Raw genomic sequence first — 8,835 nt, 5'->3', positions numbered from 1 at the left:
ATCCGGGGATCGCCGTGCGGGTCGGCTGACGAGGATCCCCCGGCCGGCTGCCCAGGGGCGCCCGGCCGGGGGGACGCTCACTCGAAGACGATCAGCGCCCGTCCGCCCTTGCCCGCGAGCATGTTGTCGAAGGCGGCCGGGATGCCGTCGAGGGTGATCCGCTCCGTCACCAGGGCGCTCAGGTCCAGGCGCCCCGCGCGGATGTGCTCCGCGAGCACCGGCAGGTCCCGTGCCGGGTCGGAGTTGCCGTACACGCAGCCCGAGAGCGTACGGCCCCAGTGGAAGATCTCCAGAGCGTTGAAGCTGACCTGCTGGTCCTTGCCGCCGATGCCGACGACCGTCGTACGGCCGCCGCGCCTGGTCGAGTCCCAGGCGGTACGGATCGTGGCGGCGCGGCCCACGCATTCGACGGCCACGTCCGCGCCCTGACCGCCGGTCAGCTTGCGGATCTCCTTCGCGGTGGTCTCGGAGGCGACGACGTACTCGGTGGCTCCGGCCCGGCGGGCGAGGGCTTCCTTCTCCGGCGACACATCGACGGCGATGACCGTGGAAGCGCCCGCGATCCGGGCGGACTGGAGCGTCGCGAGCCCGACTCCACCGACGCCGAGGACGACGACCGACTCGCCCTCGCGGACCCGGGCGGAGTGGTGGACGGCGCCGTAGCCGGTGAGGACCGCGCAGCCGAGGAGCGCGGCATCGGTGAGCGGGACACCGTCCGGGACCGGCAGCACACAGTTGGCGGCGACGACGGTCTCCTCGGCGAACGCGGCGACGTTGAGGCCGGGGTGGAGTTCGGTGCCGTCCTCGGTGGCGGCGTAGACACTGGCGGCGCCCGTCAGCGCGTCGGCGCAGAGCCAGACCTCGCCGATCGAGCAGTGATGGCACTTTCCGCAGGACGGGGCCCAGTTGAGGACGACGCCGTCGCCGGGGGCGACATGGGTGACGCCCTCGCCGACGGAGACGACCGTGCCCGCGCCCTCGTGGCCGAGGACGGCGGGGACGGGCACCCGCATGGTGCCGTTGGACAGGGAAAGGTCGGAGTGGCAGACCCCGGCGGCGGCGAGGCGGACCCTCACCTGGCCGGGACCCGGCTCGGGGAGCCGGATGCCGGTGACCTCCAGGGCCGAGCCGATGGCGGGCAGGACTGCGGCGCGGACCACGCTCACAACTCTCCTCGGAGCTCTCAGAACTGCAGGGACTTGGTGTGGAGGTACTCGGCGAGACCGTGCGTGCCGAGCTCGCGGCCGACGCCGGACTGCTTGTAGCCGCCGAACGGCGCCAGCGGGTTGAAGCGGCCGCCGTTGATGTCCACCTGTCCGGTGTCCATGCGGCGCGCGAAGGCGACGGCCTCCTCCTGCTCTCCCCACACGGCGCCCGCGAGCCCGTAGACCGTACCGTTGGCGATCCTCAGAGCGTCGTCCTCGTCCTCGTACTTCAGGATCGACACGACCGGGCCGAAGATCTCCTCCTGTGCGATGGTCATGTCGGGGGTGACGTCGGCGAAGACGGTCGGCGAGACGTAGTAGCCGGGCTCGCGCGGGGCCTCGGGGCCGCCTGCCACGAGCCGGGCGCCCTCGGCGACGCCCCGCTCGATGTAGCCGCGGACGCGCTCCTGCTGCTTGGCGTTGACGAGCGGGCCGACCCGGTCGCCCGGCGTGTACTTGGCGACGGCTTCGGCGGCGAGCGCCACGGCTTCGTCGTACTGGTCCTTGTGCACCAGCATCCGGGTCCAGGCGCTGCACGTCTGGCCGGAGTTGGACATGACGTTGGCGATGCCGACGTTGACGGCGCGGCCGAGGTCGGCGCCGGGCAGGATCACGTTGGCGGACTTGCCGCCGAGCTCCAGGGCGACGCGCTTGACGGCCCCGCCCGCGGTCGCGCCGATCTTCCGGCCGACGGCGGTGGAGCCGGTGAAGGAGACCAGATCCACGCCCGGGTGCTCGGCGAGCGCCTGTCCCGCGACCGGTCCGAGACCGGTGACCAGGTTGAACACTCCCGCGGGCAGACCGGCTTCATGAACGGCCTCGGCGAAGAGCTGCGCGGTCAGCGGGGTGTCCTCGGCGGGCTTGAGCACGACCGTGCAGCCGGCGGCGAGAGCGGGGGCGACCTTGGCGACGATCTGGTGGAGCGGGTAGTTCCACGGGGTGATCGCGCCGACGACACCCACCGGCTCGTGCAGCACGGTCGAGTTCCCCACCTTCTCCTCGAAAGCGTACGTGGCGGCCAGCTCGGCGTACGAGCCGGCGACCAGGACCGGCAGTCCCGCGTGGACGGACTGGGCCAGCTGGGGCGGCGCGCCGAGCTCGGCGGTCACGGTCTCGGCGATCTCGTCCTTGCGGGCGGCCAGCACGTCGCGGAGGGCGGCGATCTTCGCGGCGCGCCCGGCGGGCGGGGTGGCGGACCAGCCGGGGAACGCGGCGCGGGCGGCGCGTACCGCCGTGTCCACGTCCTGCGCCGTGCCGGCCGGGACGTGCCCGATGACCTGCTCGTCCGCCGGGTTCACCACCGCGATGGTGTCCGCACCGGCGGCGGGCTGCCACGTGCCGCCGATGTACATCCCGTCGTGGGCCTTCATCCGCTTCTCCTTCGGGCGTGGCTCGGTAGTCCGTCGTCCGCACCCAAACTAGCGGTGTTAGTTTTTTGGCGCCAGGGCGGCCGGAGCGCTGAGGCCCTGTGATTCTCCCCCCACGCCGCCCCTTCCCGCGGCATCGATGTGCGGCTGCGCCGCGTGGGGACTCCGCCCCGTACCCCGTACCCCATTCCTTGGCCGCCGGACGGACTCTCGGACGGGGCTCCCGTCGCAGGCCGTCCGGCGGCCGAGGAAGATCCACTCAGGCCGGCGTCTGGCCGAGTGCCGACGGCTGGGCCGGGCGGACCGTGGGCGGCGGCGAGATGGAGGTGACCCTGGCCGCGGGATTCCCGGTGATGGCCGCCGTCGTGGGCGCGGGCGCCGAAGGCGGAACCTGCGCCTGGCCCCTGTCCTCAGGGCTCTTCGCCACTGCCGACCACGTACGGAGCCGGTGGCTGGCCGCCTCGTCGAGGCTCACCGGCGCCCCTCGCTGTTCCGCCAGCCGGCTCGCTTCCCGGCCGAGCGCGGCCACATCGTCCCAGCGCAGTTGCAGCACGACGGACAGTTCCGCCCCGCCGTCCGGCAGTCCGCGCATGATCGGCCCGTCACCATCAGTCATTGCCGCTCCTGTCATTGACGCAGAGACGCTTCTCCAAGTGGCCACTAGTACGCAGCACTTGCGTGTCGTGTTCAGCGCGGCCACACCGCAGGCCAAGACCCGCCGCCGCCACGAGGAGCGCCCCGAGCATCACGAACGGCGCCGCCGTGCCCGCGACGCCCGCGACGAGACCGGCCGACGCGGGTGCCGCGACCTGGCCGAGGCGGTTGCCGGTGAGGCGAAGCGCCAGCGCCGTGGAACGGGCCCGCGCCGGGGCGGCCTGGACGACCGTCGTCATCGAGAGCGGCTGGCCGGCCCCGAGGCAGAAGCCGAGCACCGCCAGCATCACGGCGAGCGCCCACACGGGGACGGGCAGCGCGATGCCCCCGCACAGCAGGCCGGCCAGCAGACAGGTCACGGTGAGCAGGGCCGTACGGCCCATGACCCGGATCATCGGGGTCATCACCAGCCGGCAGGCGATCGTGGCCGCCGCGCGCAGGCTCAGCAGAAGTCCGACGACGGAAGGGGCGATGCCCCGGTGCTCGCCGATCACCGGGAGGTACGCGGTGAGGATGTCGGTCGCCGACAGCACCGCGAGGCTGATGAAGATCCCGGCGGGTACGCCGCGCGTGCGCAGGATGCGGTGGACGGGGACCTTCGCCGTCGTGGCGGCCCCGGCCCGGGGCACCTGGTGCTCGATACGCCACAGGGACGTGAAGGAGACCGCTGCGACGGCCGCCGAGACGAGCAGGGCGAGTGCGCTGGTACGGGCCATGTCGCCGCCGATCACCGCGCCCGCCGCGACCGGCCCGGCGAGCTGACCGAGCAGTCCCGGCCTCCGTGCCCCGCCCTGTCGCCACCGTGGCCACTGCCGCCACAGACCTCCTGGAGACGGCCGGACGCGCCATCGACACCGCCCCCTGCGCGAAGCCGAAGGCGATGACGAGGCGTAGCAGCCAGCTCCTGGACCCGGTGGTCGGTCCGGTCACGTCAGATGATGCCGAAGAGGATTCCGGCGCCGAGCACCACGAGCGAGGTGAGCGCGGCCCACTTGACGGTGAATCTGGTGTGGTCGCCGAATTCGACCTTGGCCATGCCGACCAGGACGTAGACGGCGGGGACGAGCGGGCTGGACATGTGCAGCGCCTGTCCGACGAGGGAGGCGCGGGCGATCTCCAGCGGGGCGACGCCGTGGGCGGCGCCGGCTTCGGCGAGGACGGGGAGGACGCCGAAGTAGAAGCCGTCGTTCGACATGAAGTAGGTGAGCGGGAGGCTCAGCAGGCCGGTGACGAGCGCCATGTGCGGCCCCATGCCCTCCGGGATGGCGCCGACGAGCCAGTCGGCCATGTGCTTGACCATTCCGGTGCCGGTGAGGACGCCGGTGAAGACGGCCGCGGCGAAGACCATGCCCGCGACGTTGAGGACGTTGTCCGCGTGGGCGGCGATACGGGCCTTCTGGTCGGCCATCTTCGGGTAGTTGACGGTGAGGGCGAGGGCCGCGCCGATCAGGAAGAGCACGGGGATCGGCAGCAGCTCCGTGATCATCGCGGTGAGCAGGGCGACGGTGAGGCCGGCGTTGAACCAGTAGAGCTTGGGGCGCAGGGTCTCGCGCTTCGGGTCCAGGCCCTGGAAGCCCTCGTCCTCGGTCGTGCCGCCCGTGCCGCCGGAGCCGTTGGCCGCGACCGCTGCCGCACCACGGTCCGTACCACCGCCCGCCGCCACGAGGACCGTCTCGGTCTCCGGCTCCAGCGCCTCGTCCAGCGTCAGATAGCCGATGCGCCTGCGCTCCCGCCGGCCGAGGACGTACGCGAGGACGAAGACGAAGAGCAGTCCGACTCCGAGGGCCGGGATCATCGGCACGAAGATGTCACCGGCGTCGAGCTTGAGCGCGGTGGCGGCGCGGGCGGTCGGGCCGCCCCACGGCAGAGTGTTCATCACGCCGTTCGCGGTGGCCGCGACACCGGTCATCACGACCAGGCTCATCTTGAGGCGCTTGTACAGCGGGTACATCGCCGAGACGGTGATCATGAAGGTGGTGGAGCCGTCGCCGTCCAGCGAGACGATCGCGGCGAGCAGGGCCGTACCGACCACGACGCGCAACGGGTCGGCCTTGCAGAAGCGCAGGATGCCCCGGACGACCGGGTCGAAGAGGCCGACGTCGATCATCACGCCGAAGTAGACGATGGCGAACATCAGCATCGCCGCGGTCGGCGCGAGGTTGCCGACGCCTTCGAGCACGTAGTCCCCGAGCTTCGCGCCCTGTCCGACGAGGACACAGAAGAGTGCGGGGATGAGGACCAGCGCCGCGATGGGCGACATCTTCTTCATCATGATCAGGACCAGGAAGGTCGCGATCATGGCGAAGCCGAGGATTGTCAGCATGGGGACACCTAACGTTCATCTTTGAACTCCCGCGGAGGCGGGCGGTCCGGATGACGTTAGGTGCCGCTCATCGGCGTTAACAAGATGTTGACACGTGAGCAATACGAGCAAAAGCCCAGCTCAGGACGGGGACGGTGGGGACGGCGGGTCATTGGGGTGGTGACACCTCCACAGCGAAGCCGTTGAGCACAGCGGTGCCGGACAGCGGGTCGAGCAGCGAGCCGTCCAGCAGCTGGTTGACGTTGACTCCGGGACGGGCCGCGGCGACCGACATCCGGGTGCCGGGACGGTCGTGCCCCCAGCCGTGCGGGAGGCTCACCACCCCGGTCCGTACGGCGTCGGTGATCTCCACCGGGACCTCCAGCTCTCCTCCGTCCGCCTTGATCCGGGCGGTGGTTCCGTCGTCGAGTCCGAGCCTGGCCGCGTCCTCGGGGTGGATCTGCAGGGTGCAGCGGTTGGAGCCTCCGTTGAGCGCGGCGACATTGTGCATCCAGCTGTTGTTGGAGCGCAGATGGCGGCGGCCCACGAGGACCAGCCGGCCGGGCTGGTGGACCGCGTCGCCGAGGGCGCTCCGCAGCCGCGGCAGATCGGCGGCGACGGGCGCGGGGAGAAGCTCTACGCGTCCGCTGCGGGTCTTCAGGATCTGCGGGATCCGGGGCTGGAGCGGGCCGAGGTCGATGCCGTGCGGGTGCGCGAGCAGATCGTCGAGGGTGAGGTCGTAGGGGCCGAGGCGCAGCATCATGTCGAGGCGCCGCTCCGGGCCGCTGCGGCCGGTGAGTCCGGCGGCGAGCTCCTTGGGGTCCTGGCCGTGGACCGGCGTGTGCGGGTCGGCGACGGCCTTGGCGAGCGCGCCCTCGATGACCATGTCGTCGACCGCGGACGGCTCGGCTCCGTGCATCCCGCTCACGGCGAGGATCAGCCGGGCGTGGATCTCGCACTCGTCCATGGCGCCGGCGTCGAGGGGCACGGCGGCGGGCGTGTAGCGGACCTGGTTGCGTACGGCGAGGGCGTTGAAGGAGAAGTCGAAGTGGCCGCTGCGGGACGGTGGCGGCGGGGGCAGCACGACATCGGCGTGGCGAGCGGTCTCGTTCAGATACGGGTCGACGCAGACCATGAAGTCGAGTCCGGTGAGCGCCCGGTCGAGACGGTCGCCGTCGGGAGCGGAGAGCACCGGGTTGCCGGCGATCGTGATCAGCGCCCGGATCTTTCCTTCGCCGGGAGTCTCGATCTCCTCGGCGAGCGCGGCGATCGGGAGTTCGCCCTTGGCCTCGGGGTGACCGCTGACCCTGCTCGCCCAGCGGCCGAGGGCGAAACCCTTGCCGGGGGCGGCCGGCCGGGGCGCGCGCTCCGTGGCGGCGAGCGGGAAGAGGGCGCCGCCGGGGCGGTCGAGGTTTCCGGTGAGGATGTTGAGGACGTCGACGAGCCAGCTGGCGAGGGTGCCGTGTTCGACGGTGCAGCTTCCGATGCGCCCGTAGACGGCGGCGGAGGGGGCGGCCGCGAGTTCGCGCGCGATCGCGCGGATCTCACCGGCGTCCATCTCACAGGCCGCGGCGACGGCTTCCGGGGTGAACTCCCGTACCGCCTCCCGGACTTCGTCCACGCCCTGCACGTGCGGGGCCAGGTCCCCGAGGTCCGTGAGGCCCTCGTCGAAGAGGACCTGGGCCACCGCGGCGAGCAGCAGCGCGTCGGTACCGGGGCGGATGGCGACATGCCGGTCGGCGAGTGCGGCGGTGCGGGTGCGGCGCGGATCGACGACGGTGAGGGTGCCGCCGCGGCGGCGCAGCGCCTTGAGCTTGCCGGGGAAGTCGGGTGCGGTGCACAGACTGCCGTTGGAGTCCAGCGGGTTGGCGCCGAGGAGCAGCAGATGGTCCGTGCGGTCCAGGTCGGGGACCGGGATGGCGATGGCGCTGCCGAAGAGCAGTCCGCTGGAGACGTGCTTGGGCATCTGGTCGAGGGTGCTGGCGGTGAAGATGTTGCGGGTGCGCAGCGTGGAGAGGAGGACCGGCGGATAGAGCCCGCCGGCCATGGTGTGCACGTTCGGATTGCCGAGGACGACTCCTACGGCGTTCGCTCCGTGCTCCTCGATCAGCGGGCGCATCCGGGCCGCGATCGTGTCGAAGGCCTCCTGCCAGCTCGCCTCGCGCAGCTCGCCGTCCTTGCGGACGAGGGGGGTCCGCAGCCGGTCGGGGTCGGCGTCCAGCTCGCCGAACGAGGCGCCCTTGGGGCAGATGAAACCCTTGCTGAAGACGTCGTCGCGGTCCCCGCGGGCTCCGGTGACCCGGTCCCCCTCGATGGTGAGGGTCAGCCCGCAGGTGGCTTCGCAGAGGGGACAGATGCGCAGGGCGGTGCGGGTGGCGCTGTTTCCTGCGTCGGTTCCTGGCATGGGGGCCCTCCCGGGGGCGGCGGCAGCGGTGACGCGCAAGGCACGGCGAGCATACCGACCGGTACGCATGACGGCGAGGGGCTGCGGCGAACCGCGGCGAGTGAACCGGGGGGCGCTCGGACCGAGAGGTCAGTCCAGCACTCGCGCGAGATACGCGTACAGCAGCTCTCTGGTCTCGGCGATGATCTTCGCGTCACCGGAGGGCTCCACCCGGAAGGCGAGTTGCAGCAACGCGTCGGCGGCCTCGACCGCGATCAGGACGGTACGCCGCAGTGAGTCGTCGGCGCGGCGGCCCAGATGGCCGGCGAGCAGCTCGGTGAGGCGGTCGGCGACCTCGTGGTTCACGCCCCCGGCAGGCGCGGCGAGGGGGATCCGGTAGCCGAAGTCGATCAGCGCGAAGCCGGGGACGGTCCGCTTCATGGCGAGGTACTCGTCGAGTACGGCGTCGACCGCGCCGCGCCAGTCGCCGGCCGGCAGCTCGGCGATCCGCGCCGTGATCCGCTCGGCGTAGTGATCGAGATTGCGTGCGGCGAGGGCGTCGGCCATGGCCCGCTTGTTGCCGAAGAAACGGTAGACGGACCCGATCGGCACCTCGGCGCGGGCCGCGACGGCGCGCGTGGACAGCTCCTCGTAGCCGGTCTCGTCGAGGAGTTCGGCGCAGGCGTCGAGGATCCGGGTCAGCCGCTCGGCGCTGCGCTGCTGCACGGGCGTACGGCGGAGGGAGTTCGCTGAGGGCATCGCTCCATCATGCCGCCCCGGTATGGCCGGAGGGTGTCGTTGCGTGGCCGACGTGTGCCGTTGACGGGGAGCGCCACGCAATCCTACTGTCGACCATAGGATTCCTTGGGGAGCCGCAGGCGCGGCTGTCGAAAGGGAGAGCGCGCGCAGGCCGCGAGGTACGAG

6 protein-coding genes and 1 pseudogene are annotated in these 8,835 nt (G+C 71.8%); all 7 read right to left on the bottom strand.

The window, feature by feature from the left end:
- Window positions 1–77: 77 nt before the first annotated feature.
- The 7 genes and pseudogenes from ACWGI8_RS33180 to ACWGI8_RS33150 all read right to left on the bottom strand — a co-directional run bounded on the left by ACWGI8_RS33180 (window position 78) and on the right by ACWGI8_RS33150 (window position 8,670).
- Window positions 78–1,160 carry a Zn-dependent alcohol dehydrogenase gene (locus ACWGI8_RS33180; protein WP_453666625.1) on the bottom strand — a complete coding sequence of 361 codons (1,083 nt, stop codon included), beginning with the start codon at window positions 1,158–1,160 and terminating at the stop codon, window positions 78–80.
- Window positions 1,161–1,183: 23 nt separating this feature from the next.
- On the bottom strand, window positions 1,184–2,575 hold the full coding sequence (locus tag ACWGI8_RS33175) for an aldehyde dehydrogenase family protein (protein WP_453666624.1): 1,392 nt from the start codon (window positions 2,573–2,575) through the stop codon (window positions 1,184–1,186).
- A gap of 256 nt (window positions 2,576–2,831) precedes the next feature.
- Window positions 2,832–3,188 carry a hypothetical protein gene (locus ACWGI8_RS33170; protein WP_453666622.1) on the bottom strand — a complete coding sequence of 119 codons (357 nt, stop codon included), beginning with the start codon at window positions 3,186–3,188 and terminating at the stop codon, window positions 2,832–2,834.
- Window positions 3,181–4,156: pseudogene (locus tag ACWGI8_RS33165) on the bottom strand (MFS transporter). The gene ACWGI8_RS33170 and the pseudogene ACWGI8_RS33165 overlap by 8 nt, the downstream one beginning before the upstream one ends.
- 1 nt (window position 4,157) lies before the next feature.
- Window positions 4,158–5,549, bottom strand: a complete 1,392-nt coding sequence (locus ACWGI8_RS33160) for a CitMHS family transporter (protein ID WP_453666620.1) — start codon at window positions 5,547–5,549, stop codon at window positions 4,158–4,160.
- Between the two features lie 148 nt (window positions 5,550–5,697).
- Window positions 5,698–7,932 (bottom strand): molybdopterin-dependent oxidoreductase, encoded by a 2,235-nt coding sequence (locus tag ACWGI8_RS33155; protein WP_453666619.1) that lies wholly within the window; start codon window positions 7,930–7,932, stop codon window positions 5,698–5,700.
- Between the two features lie 129 nt (window positions 7,933–8,061).
- Window positions 8,062–8,670 (bottom strand): TetR family transcriptional regulator, encoded by a 609-nt coding sequence (locus ACWGI8_RS33150; protein ID WP_453666618.1) that lies wholly within the window; start codon window positions 8,668–8,670, stop codon window positions 8,062–8,064.
- Between the last annotated feature and the right edge of the window lie 165 nt (window positions 8,671–8,835).

This window comes from Streptomyces sp. NPDC054841, assembly GCF_053611045.1.
This window is presented reverse-complemented; position numbering and strand designations above follow the sequence as displayed.